The organism is Naumannella huperziae (assembly GCF_054073625.1).
The window spans coordinates 3,129,036-3,144,078 of the sequence record NZ_JBSXPH010000001.1; the positions used below are offsets into that span (position 1 = coordinate 3,129,036).

Genomic DNA, 15,043 nt, shown 5'->3' on the forward strand with positions numbered 1-15,043 from the left:
CCCCGCGGCCCTGCGCAACCTCAGGCTCTGCCACGGTACGCGTCGCGCAGCGCCCGCCCCGTGGCCGTGTCGCCGATGCCATCGACGAGCCCGGAGTAGAGCACCTGTCCGCCGTGGCGCCCGGGCCCGGGTCCGAGGTCGACCAGCCAGTCGGCGACGCGGATCACCTCGAGGTTGTGCTCGATGACGACGACGGTGTGGCCGTGGTCGACCAGATCATCGAGCACCGCGACGAGTCGCGCGATGTCGCTGAGGTGCAGCCCCGTCGTCGGTTCGTCGAGAAGGTAGACACTCGGCTCCGTCGCGTCCCTGAGCTCCTTGGCGATCTTCACCCGCTGCGCCTCACCGCCGGAGAGCGTGTTCAGCGGCTGCCCGAGCGCGAGATAACCCAGCCCGACCCGGTCGAGGTGGGCGAGCCGCGACCGGATCGCCCGGTCGTCGAGCCGGTCGATCGCATCGGTGATGCTCAGTCGCTCGACGTCGGCGATCGAGAGCCCGTCGATGGTGTGGGCACGCGCCTCGGCAGTGAACTTCGTACCCTGGCAGGTCGGGCAGGTCGTCTCCTGCCCGTCCATGAACGCGAGATCGGAGTAGATGATCCCGAGCCCCTTGCATGCCGGACAGCCGCCTTCTGAATTGGCGCTGAACAGGCCCTCGGGCGCGCCGGTGATCCTCGCGAAGTGTCTGCGCAGGATCTGTGCGATGCCGACGTAGGTGATCGGAGTCGATCGGCGATTCGGCGACACCGGCTTCTGATCGATCGTGATCGCACCGTGCTGCGCGACGATCTCGGCGGCGAGGCTCGACTTCCCCGACCCGGCGACCCCGGTGAGGACGGTCAGCACTCCCAGCGGCAGGTCGACCGTCACGTCGTCAAGGTTGTTCGTTGTCGCGTTGGCGATCGTCAGCCCACCGGCCGGCCTCCTGGGCGTTGGCACCGTCGGCGTCTGAGCCCTGAGGGCTCGGCCGGTCGGTCCGTCGGAACGGACGAGGTCGTCGAAACTTCCCTGGAAGATGAGGTGTCCACCCGCGCTCCCGGGGCCGGGGCCGATCTCGATGATCTCGTCTGCCCTGGCCATCACGGCGGGATCGTGCTCGACGACGAGGACGGTGTTACCACGGTCGCGGAGCCTGCCGAGCAACTCGATCATGGCGTCGACGTCGTGCGGATGTAGGCCCACGGTCGGTTCGTCGAAGACGTAGAGCATCTCGACCAGGCTCGAGCCGAGATGTTTGACCGCTTTGATGCGCTGCGACTCGCCGCCGGACAGGGACGACGTGGCGCGGGCAAGGTGGAGATATCCGAGTCCGATCGTGTCCATTGCTTCGAGCCGGTCGAGCAGGGCGCTGACGACGCTGCGTACCTCAGGCCGCTGCATCCGGGCGACGGCGTCGCGGAGTTCGGGAATCTCGAGACGGGAGAGTTCGCCGATCGTGCAACCGTCGACCGTGGCGGTGCGCGCAGCCTCGGAGAGGCGTTCGCCGCTGCAATCGGGGCAGGTCTCCGAGTGCGTGAACTCGGCGATCGTCGCGCGCTTGTGTTCTGAGACGGTGTCGGAGGTCCGCAGGTAGATGCGCTCGAATCGCTCGACGACGCCTTCGTAGTCCGCAGGCAGGGCGTCGGAGAGGGCCGACGCGATCCGTCGGCCGTGGAGCAGCGCGTCGACGTGCTCTGCCGGCCACTCGCGCAGGGGCGAGTCGACGGCGAAGACGCCGACCTCGGCGTACTTGCGGTACCAGTACTGGCCGTCTCCGAAGCCGGGCAGGACGATCGCTCGTTCGTCGAGCCGGCGATCCCGGTCGAGGAACTTCTCGACGTCGGGGCGGACGACCTCGCCGATGCCCGAGCAGGTCGGGCACATGCCGTCGGGGTCGTTGAAGGAGAATGCGGAGGACTCGCCGACGTGCGGTTCGCTGAGCCGGGAGAACAGCAGGCGCAGATACGTCCAGGCGTCGGTGATCGTGCCGACGGTCGAGCGGGCGTTGCCGCCGATCCGTCGCTGGTCGATGACGATGACCGGCGAGAGCCCGTCGATGCTCCCGACCTCCGGTCGCGTCCACTTCGGCAGGCGATTGCGAGTGAACGGCGGGTAGGTCTCGTTGAGTTCGGCGCCCGCCTCGGCCGCGATGGTGTCGAAGATCAACGACGACTTGCCCGAACCGGAGACGCCGGCGATGACGACGAGACGGTTCCTGCGGATGTCGACGTCGAGGCGGTCGAGGTTGTTGGTCGTGGCTTGACGGACCCGGATGGCTCGCTCGGTCATGTTCGCCGACGCTAGGACCAGATCCGGCCGGATCCTGACCGCAATTCGTGTCATCCTCGAGCATGGCCGATGTCACTCGGCGGATGCTCGATCTGCTCGCCCTGCTGCAGACGCGGCGTCGCTTCACGGGCGCCGAACTCGTCGCGCGGCTCGGCGTGAGCGAGCGGACCGTACGCCGGGACATCGATCGGCTTCGTGAGTACGGGTACCCCGTCGACGCCGCTCCCGGGCCCGGCGGCCACTACGGGTTGGCCGCGGGCCGAGCGATTCCGCCGCTGATCTTCGACGACGACGAGGCGGTCGCGATCATGCTCGCGCTGGCCGCGAACGCGAACGCCGATCAGGGTCGCCCCGGCAGCATCGGTGACGCAATGTCGCGGGCGTACGGCAAGCTCGACCAGGTCCTGCCGCCACGCCTGGCGATGACCGCTGCCACGGTGCGGGCGAGTGTGGAGGCGGACGCGCTTCGCGTACCGACGATCGACATCGCCGACATCACACGCATTGCCACGGCGATCCACGAACGCCGAGAACTCGGGTTCGACTATCGCCGGGGCGAGCGGGCCACCCGGCGCCGGGTCCACCCGCACCGCCAGGTGCACCACCTGATGCGCTGGTACCTCGTCGCGTGGGATTCCGACAAGGGAAGCTGGCGGGTGTTTCGGACGGATCGTATGAGCAACCTCGACGTGCGCACGACGGCGTTCCAGCCACGCGAGCTGCCGGAGGACGCGGCCCTCGACCGGGTGAAGGCGGCGGTCAAACGATCGAGCCGCAAGGCGGTCGTGACGGTCGCGACCTCTGTCGATGAGGTAGCCGCCGCGCTCCCCTTTCAGTCGATGGACGTCGACGTACTGGGCGAACAGCGGACCCGCGTGACGCTGCGGTGCGACGACTGGCGCTGGCTCCTGTTCCACCTCAGCCACCTGGAGTGCGCCTTCACCATCGACGAGCCCATCGCATGGGCCGAGGCGATCGAGCGCTTCGCCGCGTCGACGGCGAGAGCGCAACCTCAGGGACCTTGGCGCATCGGCCTGAAAGGCCCAACCCCGCCTCGCGACAGACGCCCGCCCAAAGATCACGAGTGACGACCCATCGCCGACAAACGGTTTGGGGGGTGCAGTCGGCTCGCGAACCCGCCGCAGTTTGGTTTGAGCACGTGCGTGGCAACGACCAGCACGGAGGTCAGCGATGGTCTCGGCCCGGCGCCCGAGCCGTTACGTACGAATCCTGGTCAGCGCCGTGCGAACTGGCGCACTTCGCTTCAATGCTGGTCCCGGCGTGAGCTTGGGTAGGTCCTTCAAATGCTGAGCAACACCAGCTGCGGAGTCAGCATGGACCGTAGACATCTTGATCGAAGGCACCTTCCTTGCCATAGTCCGGGTTCACTTCTACCCACCCAACACGATTGCGCCACGAAAATTCCCGCCATGACATTTCCTTCAGTTGTCACCATACTCCCCCGCCCTCCAAGGCCCAATTCTCGTGGCAGCCGATTCCAACCTCTCGCCGTAGACTTGCCACAAGTTTGGCTGCTTCTGCCTGATCCATGTGAAACCTTGCCAGACGTCTTGGTCGTCGATCCCCCAACCTCGGTCTTCAGGGGGAATCGATTCGATGACCGCAGGAAGGTTCTCAACCATTCTCATCGCTAAGTGGTTGTCGGCGTCTGCAAGCCAACCAACTGCTCTGATGAGCCAAGCTACCGTAGCACTGACGGGCTCGGTCGAGCCTTCTGATGACCATTGATCAAACGAGCGCAGGTTGCCTCGATGAAGCAGGAAAGCGAGAGCCACGGGGACATTATTCCTAATCTCGTTCAGCGCATCCGGGCGCGTCGACGACCCTGGCGTGTAGCGTCCGACCTCCACGTCCTTGACCGCAAGGAGACTTCCGGTCAGAACATTCAGCCTGAGACCGCCGGAACCTCGATAATCGATCCTTTCAACCGCGTGCAAGAGGCCACCTGCCGAATCCGGAAGCGCATTGACCAGGTCTCGGTAAAATCCGTGACCCGGGCGCTGATTCTCTGCTGTGACTCCAGTCACAAGAGCGACGATTTTCGACGTCTCGATCTCTACCCCTCGATTCATCGCGGACGCTACAAAGTCGAGCAGCCCAGGATAGGGATGGAAGCCGCGAGCGCCTTCCGCATAGCGACGCTCGAGCCCGCTGACGTAGTCACTCACGACGGATTCAGTGAAGTCGTCTGGGACGCTCACGCCAGTGGACGTCCCAGGCAACGCGAGAGCGACGTTGGCGCGAAAGATAGCGAGAAGCAGGCGTCTATCCTCGCCCTCGTACTGACGGACTTCGCGCCACAGAAGCCCGATGTGCGTGGCGTCAGAGGATCGATCAACGATCTCAAGTAGTGCGTCACGTCGCTGCCGTCGGGAGATCTGCTCTTGACGCGCCAGCGTTCTGGCTTGCAACTCGTTCAGATCGCGATCGCGTTCTGACTGCTTCGCACCCAGCCGCCATATAAAGACGGGGATGAGTGCCGTGACCAAGATGGTGACAACGCTCAAAAGAAGCACCGGGTCTTCCCATGACCACTTTGCTGAGAGGCCCTGCCACCATTCAGTCACTTCTTGCCGCCAGAGGTGAGCCTGCTAGGCAACCGGTCCGGACGCCTTCGCGGAGCTCGTCAATGTGCTGCTTGAACACCGCGAGGAGCAGGGTCGTCTGACGCTGCTTGCCGTCGACGACGTGCACGGTATTGCCCTCGATCGTGTCCACGGTCTGGTCGAGGGTGATGATCGTGCCCAAGAGGTGCGCACCGTCGATCAAGTCCTCCAGGAGATCTTCCCAATGAGCCTTGTACCAGGGGTACTCGCGCTGGCGAAGAGGGGTCCTGTCCAGCCCTTTACGTTCGTGGCCGCGGAGCGTGTGAACCGGGTACTCGTTCGCTGCCTTGATCATCAGGGCCCCTTCCACCTGCCAAGGTGTCCAACATTGAAGCAGACCCCGCACCCGGAGGGTCGCGAGGTCAGGCACCCCGCTCACTGCTTGTTCGCTCCGGAGGGTATTCCGGCACGGAACTCCACCACGTCGCCACGAAGAACCATCTGGGGTCGAATCAACCAGCAGTGGAAGCATTGACGGACGTGGAGGGCCTAGGCGATTTGATACGACTCGTCGCCAACCTGGACCTCGACCCGAAGCGTCCCGCCGACGGCCTCCACGTAGCGGCGCAGCGTGTCGACCTGCGTGCGCTCGATGTCGCCATGTTCGATCTTCGAGACACGCTTCTGACTCACGGCCAGTTGTTGCGCGACGTCAGTCTGGGTGAGGTTGTGCGCCTCGCGTAGTTCCCGCAGCCGGTAGGCGCGCACCTCGGCGCGCATTCGTGCTTCGTGAGCCGCGACCTTCTCCGGGTCAGCAGGCCGCTTGGCGAGCAGGTCATCGAGGGTCTTGGCCATGTCACTCACCTTTCCTTGAGTCGTCGCAGATGTTCGTCGTATCTGCCATCGGCGATCGGAATGTTCTTGCGGTACCACTTCTGCCACTGACCCCGCTTGTCACCACCGAGCAGCAGGATCGCTCGTCGCTTCGGGTCGAAGACGAACAGGATCCGCACCTCGCTGCGGCCGGATGACCCGGGGGCGCAGCTCCTTCATGTTCTTGTGCCGCGACGCCTGGATCGTGTCGACGAGTGGTCGCCCGAGTGCCGGACCGTCGCTCGCCAGCACCTTCAGGCCGCGATCACCTGTGCGTAGGAGTCGTCGTCGAGCCCGAGCAGCCACTCCTCCACGAGGTCGCTGTCGATCTCCCACACGACACGAGGATACAACTCACGCATTCTAGAACTCAAGAGGTATGTTCAAACCTGCGAGTTCCGCCTGCAACGGCACCTCGATCACGAAGACCCCGCAAAGATCATGAAGACCCCGCAAACTCCACCGTAGTCTGGGTAGCGTCCGCACTATGCGAACAGCTACCGACGAGGACGGTGATCACCGCCTGGTCATCTACGACCTCGACGGCGTGATCACCCGGAGGGATACGTTCACCGCCCTGGTCATCCACCGCTTGCGCCGGGCACCATTTCGGCTGCTGCGGGCCACCATGGCGGCGATGCCCATGCTCCGAGGGGACGCAACCAGTCGGCACGAAGCTGCGCAGCGAGTCGCGGAGATAGCTATGACCGGCTTGCGCGAGCGGGAGTACATCGCCGAAGCCCGGGCATTCGGGAAGCGAATCGCAGGCGACCCGTGTTGGATTCGCCCTTGGGCCGTGGACCGACTACGGCGTCAACACGCCAAGGGTGCGCGCATCGTTGTCGCCACGGCCACCGAGCGCTCCCTCGCTGCAGCCTTGCTCGACCATGCCGCGGTGCCGTATGACTCGCTCTCTGCCTCGTCACTCACAGAAACCGCTTCAGGTATGCAAGTAGCCGACCACCGGGTCGGCACGCGGAAGATGGAAGCACTCCGCGAAATGGGCGTATCCATCGAGGACGCCGAGTTCGTCACCGACTCCACAACCGATCTGCCGACGGCGCAGGTGGCCGCGCGAGTTGTTCTCATCGGCGCATCCACGCGTACGCACGACAAGTTCCTCCGGTCGGGCGTGACGTTGAGCTAGCTCGTGAAACATTGCGCAACGCAGGCTGCGCTCAGACTCATCGAGAGCGACTCTCGGGCCCACATCTCATCGAGACTCAAGAGATCCTGGGACATTGCCGACCGAGGCCTTGCCTCGCCGCAAGATGTCAGTTCGAAAATCTGAACTCCACCGAGTCGCCACACGAAGAACCATCTGGGACCGAATCAACCGGCAGTTGGGAGCGCTGCCAGACGTGGAGGGTGCCAGTTTCGCGACGTCAGTCCGGTGAGGCTGTGCGGCGCTGAACTGCCGGACGAATGCTCGCTGCCATGGCATCTCCACCGCATCCCGTCACGAAGGCCATCAGGACCACGGGTCGATGACGGCAACGCCCACCCCCTCGAAGTCAGACACGTTGCGGGTGACTACGGCGAGGTCGTGCTCGATGGCGGTGGCGCCGATGAGCGCGTCTCTCTCAGGGCTGGGATCGGGTACGTGCAGATGGGCCGTCCGTCTCGCCACCGCGAGATCGATGGGGAGGAGTCGGCCCGAAAAGCTGTCCAGGACCTCCTCGTCAAGCCACGCACGAATCGCCTGCGCCTGTCGCCTGTCCTTGCGTTCGAGTCGCGCTATCCCGATCTCGATCTCCAGAACGGTGATGACACTCAGGAACAGGTGGGACGGCTTCCTCGCTGCAACCCAGGCCCGCACCCGGGGATCTGCAGTGCGCTCGGGCTTCCGGAGTTCGCTCAACACGTTGGTGTCGAGGAGGTACTTCACAGCTCGGGCACCTTCAGGCCGACCTGCAGCGGGGCGGGCTCGAACTCGATGTCGTCGTACTCCTCGTCCATGCTCAACCGCCCGACCAGATCCTTGCCGTCACCGTGCAACTGCCGGTACTCGTCGACCGTCAGCAGCACGTACGCCGGCTCTCCCCGGTCGGTGATCACGACAGGCCCCTCGACCGCAGCTCGCTTGGCCGCACTGACGTCCTGGTTGAACTCGCGCGCAGTCATCGTCGTCATCGCCACCACCTCACGTGTAGGTACATACCTACACGATACTCCCCGGCCTGCTCAGAGCCAAGGCCGAGCGCCCGGCGCAGCGCTGGAAGCACCAGCGCACTTCACTTGCTGTCGGCAGAGTGGGGAAACACACTGCACCGGTGACAGTCATCAACCCCTGGCCCGCACGAGCCAGCCGGCTCCTCCTTCGAGTGGCGACGAAAGGACGACATCGACCAACTGGTCCTCTTCCGTAACGATCCAGGTGTCAACCGGTTCACGATGCGCACCAGATCCGACGCTATGGCCTCCCGTTCTCAAGCGTCGTCGACACCGCGTGGCGAGACCGGAGTGTCAGCGCTCACCGGCACGCTGATCCCGTGGAGGACACCGCCGACGATTTGCTCCCAAGACCCGTTTTCGCGGTCGCTCGGGGCCATCTGGCCCGTGCCCGGGCCGACCGCGCTCGCATCAACGCCATCTGGAACTCGATGCGAACCGACCAGCAATTCTCCGCATGGGTCGAGTCTCCCGACCCTGGGATCCGCGAGTTGCGGTGTTCCTTCGAGCCCGCTGACGTCCTTCAACGCGAGGCGGATGAAGCCATGGCCGGTTTCCTCCGTGACATCAAGGCCGCACTGGACGCGTGCGTTCTTGCTGCGGCAAACTCTGTCTGCCGCCCGATCGGGTTTGTCGAGCCCGAGGCTCACCGGATGCCGCTCGTCGCTGGACCCTCGGAGTTCGATTCTCTTCCTAGGCATGGGCACCTGAGAGGCCTTCGCCCGGACCAGGTCCGTGCCCTCCGGCTCCTCCAACCGTTCACCGAACGCCTTGAGGCCGAGTCCACGCGGACGATCGCCCGTCACATGGCCCATCTCGCCGCCGGGCTTGAGGCGCTGAGCGCTTGGGCGGCCTCCCATGGCGAGCGTCGGTTGTTCACGGCATGGGCGTCCGAAGCCGATCCCAAACCTGAGCTTCCAGACGGTGTGCGCATCGAGGAGACCGAGATCGACCCAGCAGGTCCACTGGGGCAGCCCAAGCGGTTGGCCAGATTCACCCTCCACAAGGACTCGGCTGGAGCGTCGTTCGCCGGCAACCCCAACGTTTCCTTCGACGTCATCTTGAACGCCGGCCCGTGGCCGGACGACCCCGACGACAACTTCTCCCACCGCTCGCATGGACTGGTTGTGATCGCCAAGCACCTCATCGAGGGACTGGAGCGGTCGGTCAGCGAGCCCTACCGCGCTGATCTTCTCCGCACGCTGGACCAGAACATCCCCGAGGAGAAGGTCGACACCTGGCTACCCGTGAAGTTCAGCAGCGCCGAGGAGGAATCCGAAGCCCGAGCCGCAATCGCGGAGTCCGACAGGGGGATGGCTACCTACCTCAACGGCGAAGGAACGCTGGTGTACATGCGCCTTTGCCGGGACGTGAGACGGGCACGTCGCGACCCCGAACCAAGCAGGCGACTGGCGGCTCATGTGGTGGGGTTTTCCCCACATGACGAGAGACGAGGGCACGGCGCACCCCTAGCCCGACTTGCTTCGGGCGGGTCGGTTGTCTACTCCTGTGGCCGGATCGCCCGCGCCTCCAGCAGTCCACGCTCTTTCGGCGAGAACTTCGAGGACTTCGCCCGCTCCCACAACCCAATCTTGGAGCCACGCCAGAGCGCTATCACGAGCCTCGTGCCGAGCCACTTTCCTGGCGTCCTTCAGTGAGATGAGTAAGTCGCGAACCGTCACACCCTTGTCGTGTTCTACCGCACGAAGCGACCAGCGATTGACCCGTACTCCGGGGAGTCGCAGCATGCCCCGTTCCTCGGCAAGATCGACGTTCTCTGCAAACGAGCCTTGTCGCCGGTACCTGCCCCAGAGGACACGCTTCAGCGTGAGTTCTGCGGCAGTGTGCAACTCTTCCAGCATTACCTCTGGAGCCACCTCGTTGAACTCCCAGCCGACGAGCATTTGAGCCGTGACATCCAAGCGAGTCTCTAGGTCAGGCGCGTTCGGGGCGGAGAAGCCGAAGACTGTCGTCTCCCACGGCGGGCTCGATCTGCTCACGAGTTTCGGCACCCAGCCATCAGGATGGAAGTCGGACTCGCTGAATCGGTACTGCGCAGCAATATGGGCGAAGGACCGACCAAGCCCGCGCCGGTCGGTCGGGCTCCTGTGAGGGAGTTCAACCGCCTCGCAGATAGTAGGCAGATCGCGAGCCAACCTAGCGATCAACAGGTCGATCAACCACCACCGCCCATCGACCACGACTCCACACTGATCGCCAGTAACCGACGAAGCCCAGCGAACCCCCAGTTGGCGCGATCTGCGCCGCCCAGCCGCTCGCATCGCTTCGATTGCCGGGCGATCTCGACCATCAAACTGGCAGTACCAGTCCATTCCACCCATGCCCAACCCTTCCGGCTCTGACGGACCCGCTTTCTAGCCGCCGTCAAACTCACAAGACGCCCGGAGACGAAGCAGGATTCAGGCACATGGGACAGTCACTTCTTGTTGCCAGAGGTTATTCCGCTACGGAACTCCACCACATCACCATCGGCCATCACGTAGTCCTTGCCCTCCAGGCGTACCTTCCCCTTGGCCTTGGCCTCGGCCATCGAGCCGGCGGCGACAAGATCATCGAAGGTGACGACCTCGGCCTTGATGAAGCCCTTCTCGAAGTCGGTGTGGATTACGCCCGCCGCCTGCGGCGCGGTCGCGCCCTTGGGGATCGTCCAGCCGCGGGACTCCTTCGGGCCGGCGGTCAGATAGCTCTGCAGACCCAGGGTGTCGTAGCCGACGCGGGCGAGCACATCCAGCCCTGGCTCGGCGATTCCCATGTCGGAAAGGAACTCCGCGGCCTCGTCGGGCTCCATCTCGGCCAGCTCGGATTCGATCTTGGCGTCCAGGAAGATCGCCTCGGCGGGCGCGACCAGCGCCTGCAGGCGCTCCTTTAGTTGATCATCGGCCAACTCGTCGGAATCAAGATTGAAGACATACAGGAACGGCTTGGCGGTGAGCAGGAACAGATCCCGCAGCGGTCCGCGGTCCAGCCCCGCCTCGAAGACGGTACGCCCGGACTCGAGCACCGCCTGCGCCTCCTTCACCGCGGCGACGGCCTCCGCCCGGTCCTTGTTGATCCGGGCCTCCTTCTCCATCCGCGGCAGCGCCCGCTCGATGGTCTGCAGGTCAGCAAGGATCAGCTCGGTCTTGATCGTCTCGATGTCCGACCCCGGATTCACCGCTCCGTCCACGTGCGTCACGTCCGGATCGGCGAAGACCCGCGTCACCTGGCAGATCGCGTCGGCCTCGCGGATGTGGGACAAGAACGCATTGCCCATCCCCTCGCCCTGGCTCGCGCCGCGGACGATCCCGGCGATGTCGACGAAGGTCACGGTGGCGGGCACGATCTTCTCCGAGCCGAAGATGCCGGCCAGCACCTTCAGCCGCGGATCCGGCACCCCGACCACGCCGGTATTCGGCTCGATCGTCGCGAAGGGATAGTTCTCCGCGAGCACGTTGTTGCGGGTCAGGGCGTTGAACAGGGTCGACTTCCCGGCATTTGGCAGGCCGACGATTCCGATGGTGAGTGCCACGCCGGCCAACACTAATGGCCGGCGCGGCGTTCTCCCATCCGCGCCGGGGCTCAGGCGCCCGCCGGCACCGCCCGGTCCCCGCGCCGGCGCAGCACCGGCACGAGCAGCCGCGAGTCGACGCTCAGCCGGCCGGGCCCGACCACGGCGAGATACGCACTGAGCACCGCGAGCACGAGCGCGAACTCATACCCGCCGGCCTGGGCATAGAACCCGTTGCCGCCGTGCACCAGCACCGCGGCACCGAGCATCGTCAGCGCAAACAGCGCGCCGACGATCGGCGTGAGCAGGCCGAGCAGCATCGCCGCCCCGCCCGCCAGCTCGAGCAGGGCGACCAGCGGCCCGAACACGGCGCCACCGGGAATGCCCATCCGCTCGAACGAGGCCCCGGCGGCACCGAGACCACCGGAGCTCACCTTCTGCACGCCGTGGGCGATCATCACGATCCCCAGCACGCCGCGCAGCACGAGCCGTGCCACATCTTCGATCCTGCCGCGGCCTGCCTGGGGGGAGTCTGTCGCGGACTGGTTCATGGGTTGCTGCCCTTTCGGTCAGTGGTTGACATTTCAACACTTCGAACGACAGCCTGCCGTACTCCGTTCCCGCTGCCCCCGGATTTTGCTGACCAGAAAGGAACCGTTCACCACAGGTACGCGCGGAGCGCCGTGGCGAGACCGGCGAGATCGCGCGTACCCGCGAACTCCCGCACCGAATGCATGCTGAGCAGCGGTACGCCGACATCGACCGTGTCGATGCCGAGCCGCGTCGCCGTCAGCGGACCGATCGTGCTGCCGCACGGGATGTCGTTGTTCGACACGAACGGCTGCAGCTCGACCCCCACCGCGTGGCATGCCTGCGCCCATCGGGCGGCGCCGGGCCCGTCGGTCGCATAGCGCTGGTTGGCGTTGATCTTGAGCAGCGGGCCGCCGTTCAGCAGCGGATGGTTCGCCGGATCGTGCCGCTCGGCATAGTTCGGATGCACGGCGTGCCCCGCATCAGAAGACACGTGGAAGGACCGCGCGAGCATCGCCTCGTGCTGATCACCGTCGGCACCGAGCGCGCCGGAGGTACGCCGCAGCACACCCTCCAGCAGCGCACCCGAGGCGCCGGTGGTACTCCCGCTGCCCACCTCCTCATGATCGAATGCGGCCAGCACCCGGATGTCCGGACCATGATCACCCGCCTCCTGATCATGATTCAGCAACGCGGTCAGCCCGGCGTGCACGCTGGACAGATTGTCCAGCCGCCCGCTGGCGAAGTACTCGCCGGCATCGCCCACCACCGCGGGCGGCTGGGTGTCATACGCGTACACGTCGAAGCCGACCGGATCACCGGGCAGGCCCGACCCGTCGAGCAGTGTCGACACCAGGTCGCGCTCGCCCAGGCCGATGACCGGCGCGGTGTGCGCCTGCCGGCCGAGCTTCAACCCCTGCTCGTTGACCGAGCGGTCGAGGTGGATCGCGAGCTCCGGGATCCGCATGATCGCGCCGGTCCGGACGAGCGCCTCGTTGCCCTCGACGTCGACCACGCGCCCGGCCAACCCGAGATCGCGATCGGTCCAACTGGCCAGCAGCGGCCCGCCGTAGATCTCCACCCCCACCTGGTCCCAACCGAACCGCCGCAACTGCGGGTTCGGCTTGAGCTTGAACCCGGGTGAGTCGGTGTGCGCGCCGACGATCCGGTACGCCGACGCCGCCCCCGCGCCCTCGGGTACCCACCAGGCGAGCACTGCCCCGCCGCGGACCAGGAAATGCCCGCCGGGGGCGGCATCCCACCGCTCGTCGGCCCGCTGCTCGGCCCAGCCGGCCGCCCGCAGCCGTCGCGCGACCTCGCCCGCGGCGTGGAAGGAGGTCGGCGAGGCGATCACGAAGTCGGCCAGATCACGGGTCGGTGCATCCATGACCGCGACTCTAGAGCCCTCCGAATCCGCACCGAATCGGCGCGACTGCAACTGGATGCGTGGTCGAGGATGAAAAGTCCCACCGATTCCATTGCACATCTGCCCATGGCCAGCCGACAATGAGAGGCAAGCAACCGCCTCGAAGGAGAAGCAGATGCGCGTCGGCGTACCCACCGAAGTGAAGAACAACGAGTACCGGGTCGCGCTGACCCCGGCCGGGGCCAGCGAACTGACTCGTCGGGGCCACGAGGTGTTGGTCCAGGCCGGCGCGGGCCTCGGCTCGGCGATCACCGACGCCGAGTACGCCGAGGCCGGCGCGCAGATCGTGCCGGGCGCCGACGACACCTGGGGCCGGGCCGAACTGGTGCTCAAGGTCAAGGAACCGGTCGCCGAGGAGTTCGGCCGACTGCGGCCGGGCCTGACGCTGTTCACCTATCTACACCTGGCCTCGGCTCCGGAGCTGACCCGCGAACTGCTCGACAAGCAGGTCACCGGCATCGCCTACGAGACCGTCCAGACGGCGACCGGCGAACTGCCGCTGCTGGCGCCGATGAGCGAGGTGGCCGGACGGCTGGCGCCGCAGGCCGGGGCGTACCAACTGATGCGTCCCTACGGCGGCCGCGGCGTGCTGCCGGGCGGCGTGCCCGGCGTCGCGCCGGCCCGCGTGGTCGTGATCGGGGCCGGCGTGGCGGGCATGAACGCCGCCCAGATCGCCGTCGGGATGGGCGCCGACGTCTCCCTGCTCGACCTCAACGTCGACAAACTGCGAGCGGCCGACAAGATCTTCGGCAATCGGGTACGCACGCTGGTCTCGACGCCGTGGGAGGTCGAGCAGCAGGCGGTCGAGGCCGACATGATCATCGGCGCCGTCCTGATTCCGGGCGCGAAGGCGCCGACCGTGATCCCGCATTCGCTGGTGCAGAAGATGAAGCCGGGCGCGGTGCTCGTCGACATCTCCATCGACCAGGGTGGCTGCTTCGAGGACTCGCGGCCCACCACGCACTCCGATCCGACCTACCGCGTCGGCGAGACGATCTTCTACTGCGTGGCGAACATGCCGGGCGCGGTGCCGCACACCTCGACCCGCGCGCTGACCAATGTCACGCTGCCCTACGCTGCCGCGCTGGCCGACCGGGGAACGCTGCCGGCGCTGCGCGCCGACCCGGCCCTGGCCCGGGGGCTGAACACCCACGGCGGCCGGCTCACCGAGGAGCCGGTCGGTGCGGCATTCGGTATCCCCGTGACCCCGCAGGCACAGGTGCTCGCCGAGTGAGCCCGGACGAGGTCTCGCGCGCGATCCTGGTCGCGTTGCAGCGCGACGGGCGCCGCTCCTATGCGGCCCTCGGCAAGGATGTCGGACTGTCGGAGGCGGCCGTCCGGCAGCGCGTGGCCCGCATGATCGAATCCGGGCTGATGCGGATCGTCGCCGTGCCGGATCCCGCGGCGCTGGGCTTCGACCGGCGCGGCACGATCGGGGTACGCACCGACGGCCCGTTGCAGCCGATCGCCGAGCGGATGGCCGCGCTGCCCAGCGTCACCTCGGTGGTGTTCACCGCCGGCTCGGTGGACCTGCTCGCCGAGGTGGCCTGCCGCAGCGACGAGGAGTTCCTGACCGTGATCGAGCAGATCCGGTCGCTGGAGAATGTGACCGCCACCGAGAGTTTCGTGCATCTGCGACATGCGGTCGGGCCGCAGTTGCGGATCGACCGTTGACCGACCGGCAGTTGATCAAGCGGAG

At 66.1% G+C, this 15,043-nt stretch carries 15 protein-coding genes; 5 read left to right on the forward strand and 10 right to left on the reverse strand.

Going from position 1 to position 15,043, the window contains the following annotated elements:
- Positions 1–20 precede the first annotated feature (20 nt).
- Positions 21–2,267, reverse strand: a complete 2,247-nt coding sequence (locus ACXDC7_RS14955; protein ID WP_459222596.1) for an ATP-binding cassette domain-containing protein — start codon at positions 2,265–2,267, stop codon at positions 21–23.
- An 83-nt stretch (positions 2,268–2,350) separates the two neighbouring features.
- Between ACXDC7_RS14955 and ACXDC7_RS14960 the strand changes: the two genes are divergently transcribed.
- A complete protein-coding gene (locus ACXDC7_RS14960) occupies positions 2,351–3,355 on the forward strand; it encodes a helix-turn-helix transcriptional regulator (RefSeq protein WP_459222597.1) in 1,005 nt (334 codons plus the stop codon).
- A 354-nt stretch (positions 3,356–3,709) separates the two neighbouring features.
- Here ACXDC7_RS14960 and ACXDC7_RS14965 read toward each other — a convergent pair whose 3' ends face one another.
- From ACXDC7_RS14965 to ACXDC7_RS14980, 4 genes are all read right to left on the reverse strand, one after another.
- On the reverse strand, positions 3,710–4,855 hold the full coding sequence (locus ACXDC7_RS14965) for a hypothetical protein (RefSeq protein WP_459222598.1): 1,146 nt from the start codon (positions 4,853–4,855) through the stop codon (positions 3,710–3,712).
- On the reverse strand, positions 4,848–5,189 hold the full coding sequence (locus tag ACXDC7_RS14970) for a GmrSD restriction endonuclease domain-containing protein (RefSeq protein WP_459222599.1): 342 nt from the start codon (positions 5,187–5,189) through the stop codon (positions 4,848–4,850). The genes ACXDC7_RS14965 and ACXDC7_RS14970 overlap by 8 nt, the downstream gene beginning before the upstream one ends.
- 194 nt (positions 5,190–5,383) lie before the next feature.
- Complete coding sequence (locus ACXDC7_RS14975) at positions 5,384–5,689, reverse strand: XRE family transcriptional regulator (protein ID WP_459222600.1); 306 nt, start codon at positions 5,687–5,689, stop codon at positions 5,384–5,386.
- A 5-nt stretch (positions 5,690–5,694) separates the two neighbouring features.
- A complete protein-coding gene (locus ACXDC7_RS14980) occupies positions 5,695–5,847 on the reverse strand; it encodes a type II toxin-antitoxin system RelE/ParE family toxin (RefSeq protein WP_459222601.1) in 153 nt (50 codons plus the stop codon).
- Between the two features lie 347 nt (positions 5,848–6,194).
- On the opposite strand from ACXDC7_RS14980, the gene ACXDC7_RS14985 reads away from it, so the two are divergent.
- On the forward strand, positions 6,195–6,854 hold the full coding sequence (locus ACXDC7_RS14985; protein WP_459222602.1) for a haloacid dehalogenase-like hydrolase: 660 nt from the start codon (positions 6,195–6,197) through the stop codon (positions 6,852–6,854).
- 324 nt (positions 6,855–7,178) lie between these two features.
- On the opposite strand, the gene ACXDC7_RS14990 is transcribed toward ACXDC7_RS14985, so the two are convergent.
- Positions 7,179–7,595: a PIN domain-containing protein gene (locus ACXDC7_RS14990; RefSeq protein WP_459222603.1), complete on the reverse strand. Its 417-nt coding sequence runs from the start codon at positions 7,593–7,595 to the stop codon at positions 7,179–7,181.
- The gene (locus ACXDC7_RS14995; protein WP_459222604.1) at positions 7,592–7,840 is read right to left on the reverse strand and encodes a type II toxin-antitoxin system Phd/YefM family antitoxin; all 249 of its coding nucleotides are present in this window, start codon (positions 7,838–7,840) and stop codon (positions 7,592–7,594) included. Before ACXDC7_RS14995 ends, ACXDC7_RS14990 begins: the two co-directional genes overlap by 4 nt.
- Positions 7,841–8,199: 359 nt before the next feature.
- On the opposite strand from ACXDC7_RS14995, the gene ACXDC7_RS15000 reads away from it, so the two are divergent.
- Positions 8,200–9,537 (forward strand): hypothetical protein, encoded by a 1,338-nt coding sequence (locus ACXDC7_RS15000; protein ID WP_459222605.1) that lies wholly within the window; start codon positions 8,200–8,202, stop codon positions 9,535–9,537.
- Between the two features lie 779 nt (positions 9,538–10,316).
- Here ACXDC7_RS15000 and ychF read toward each other — a convergent pair.
- The 3 genes from ychF to ACXDC7_RS15015 all read right to left on the reverse strand — a co-directional run bounded on the left by ychF (position 10,317) and on the right by ACXDC7_RS15015 (position 13,305).
- Complete coding sequence (gene ychF / locus ACXDC7_RS15005; protein ID WP_459222606.1) at positions 10,317–11,408, reverse strand: redox-regulated ATPase YchF; 1,092 nt, start codon at positions 11,406–11,408, stop codon at positions 10,317–10,319.
- A 50-nt stretch (positions 11,409–11,458) separates the two neighbouring features.
- On the reverse strand, positions 11,459–11,884 hold the full coding sequence (locus tag ACXDC7_RS15010; RefSeq protein ID WP_218843858.1) for a DoxX family membrane protein: 426 nt from the start codon (positions 11,882–11,884) through the stop codon (positions 11,459–11,461).
- A 161-nt stretch (positions 11,885–12,045) separates the two neighbouring features.
- Positions 12,046–13,305, reverse strand: a complete 1,260-nt coding sequence (locus tag ACXDC7_RS15015) for a M18 family aminopeptidase (protein WP_459222607.1) — start codon at positions 13,303–13,305, stop codon at positions 12,046–12,048.
- A 154-nt stretch (positions 13,306–13,459) separates the two neighbouring features.
- On the opposite strand from ACXDC7_RS15015, the gene ald reads away from it, so the two are divergent.
- Positions 13,460–14,578, forward strand: coding sequence for an alanine dehydrogenase (gene ald, locus ACXDC7_RS15020; protein ID WP_179445668.1), 1,119 nt, complete (start codon positions 13,460–13,462; stop codon positions 14,576–14,578).
- The gene (locus tag ACXDC7_RS15025; protein ID WP_459222608.1) at positions 14,575–15,018 is read left to right on the forward strand and encodes an Lrp/AsnC family transcriptional regulator; all 444 of its coding nucleotides are present in this window, start codon (positions 14,575–14,577) and stop codon (positions 15,016–15,018) included. Before ald ends, ACXDC7_RS15025 begins: the two co-directional genes overlap by 4 nt.
- Positions 15,019–15,043 lie beyond the last annotated feature (25 nt).

What these genes read in the sequence shown, in the direction of transcription:
- ald (WP_179445668.1), top strand. Translation starts at nt 13,460, where the DNA reads ATGCGCGTCGGCGTACCCACCGAAGTGAAGAACAACGAGTACCGGGTC.
- ACXDC7_RS14985 (WP_459222602.1), top strand. Translation starts at nt 6,195, where the DNA reads ATGCGAACAGCTACCGACGAGGACGGTGATCACCGCCTGGTCATCTAC.
- ACXDC7_RS14995 (WP_459222604.1), bottom strand. Translation starts at nt 7,840, where the DNA reads ATGACGACGATGACTGCGCGCGAGTTCAACCAGGACGTCAGTGCGGCC.
- ACXDC7_RS14975 (WP_459222600.1), bottom strand. Translation starts at nt 5,689, where the DNA reads ATGGCCAAGACCCTCGATGACCTGCTCGCCAAGCGGCCTGCTGACCCG.
- ACXDC7_RS15015 (WP_459222607.1), bottom strand. Translation starts at nt 13,305, where the DNA reads ATGGATGCACCGACCCGTGATCTGGCCGACTTCGTGATCGCCTCGCCG.
- ACXDC7_RS14955 (WP_459222596.1), bottom strand. Translation starts at nt 2,267, where the DNA reads ATGACCGAGCGAGCCATCCGGGTCCGTCAAGCCACGACCAACAACCTC.
- ACXDC7_RS14960 (WP_459222597.1), top strand. Translation starts at nt 2,351, where the DNA reads ATGCTCGATCTGCTCGCCCTGCTGCAGACGCGGCGTCGCTTCACGGGC.
- ACXDC7_RS14970 (WP_459222599.1), bottom strand. Translation starts at nt 5,189, where the DNA reads ATGATCAAGGCAGCGAACGAGTACCCGGTTCACACGCTCCGCGGCCAC.